The organism is Ensifer sp. ZNC0028 (genome assembly GCF_000799055.1).
Classification (GTDB): Bacteria; Pseudomonadota; Alphaproteobacteria; order Rhizobiales; family Rhizobiaceae; genus Ensifer.
On the sequence record NZ_JTLA01000264.1, the window covers coordinates 1 to 1,173 of the forward strand.

Consider the following 1,173-nt stretch of genomic DNA (forward strand, 5'->3'; position numbering starts at 1 on the left):
CTTGCACCACGGCGGTCATCCTGCCTTCCCTTGCCTCATCACTTCGCCGCGATCAGCTTGTTGATCGCAGCCTCGACGGTCAGCGTCTCGTGGTCCTCTATTTCGACCTCGCCATTGGCAATCGAACGCGAACCAACGATCGCGTGAACCCGCACAGCGCCCGCTCGCAAGAGGTATCGCCGACCTAGATTGCGCGGCGATGACGTCGAGACCCGCCGTGTGCAGCGGGATCAGGGACGGTTTCATCTCTTCCGCCTGCACGATAGCGGCGCCGGGCGACTGCTGGCAGCGGACTGGCTGAGGAACAGCCAAGCAGGAAAGCGCACGTGGCATTTCAACGGAACAGCGGTTTCCCGCAAGTAACTGGCGAGCGACAGGCCCGGAAGGCGGCGTACACGCCGCCAGACATCAGGCCATCTCGACGACCTTGCCGTCCTCGATCGTCACGCGGCGATCCATCAGCCCGGCGAGTTCATGATTGTGCGTGGCGATCAAGGCCGCGAGCCCTGACTGGCGGGCGAGCGCTTCCAGCGCCTCGAAGACGTAACCGGCGGTTTCCGGGTCGAGATTGCCCGTCGGCTCATCGGCAAGCAGCACGAGCGGCGCGTTGGCGACGGCGCGCGCGATTGCGACGCGCTGTTGTTCGCCGCCCGAAAGCTCCGCCGGACGATGTTCGGCGCGGTGGCCGATGCGCATATAATCGAGCAGAGCCTTCGCCCGTTCCGCGGCTTCCTTCTTTGGCAATCCCCCGATCAACTGCGGCATCATGATGTTTTCAAGTGCCGTGAACTCAGGGAGCAAATGGTGGAACTGGTAGACGAAACCGATCTCGTTGCGACGGATCGCCGTGCGCCGGTCGTCGTTAAGCCCGCCGCAGGACACCCCGTTGACCAACACCTCGCCGGCATCAGGGCGTTCCAACAGGCCCGCGACATGCAGCAGCGTCGACTTGCCGGTTCCCGAAGGTGCGACCAGCGCGACGGTCTCACCACTTCTCAGGGTGAAATCCGCGCCCTTGAGGATGGACAGAAAGGTCTCGCCTTCCCCGTAGTGCCGTTCGACGCCGGAGAGTTGCAGTGCCACACGCGCATTCATTCAAGTGTCGTCCTTGTCATTCGTAACGCAGGGCCTGCACCGGATCGAGGCGCGAGGCGCGCCAGGCCGGAAAGATCG

2 protein-coding genes are annotated in these 1,173 nt (G+C 63.7%); one reads left to right on the forward strand and one right to left on the reverse strand.

Annotation, left to right across the window (positions count from 1 at the left end; genetic code table 11):
• Positions 1-188, forward strand: a 188-nt coding sequence (locus L981_RS35435) for a hypothetical protein (RefSeq protein ID WP_210166432.1), incomplete at its 5' end; no start/stop codon positions are given.
• Positions 189-408: 220 nt separating this feature from the next.
• Here L981_RS35435 and L981_RS32940 read toward each other — a convergent pair.
• A complete protein-coding gene (locus L981_RS32940) occupies positions 409-1,095 on the reverse strand; it encodes an ABC transporter ATP-binding protein (protein ID WP_043627193.1) in 687 nt (228 codons plus the stop codon).
• Positions 1,096-1,173 lie beyond the last annotated feature (78 nt).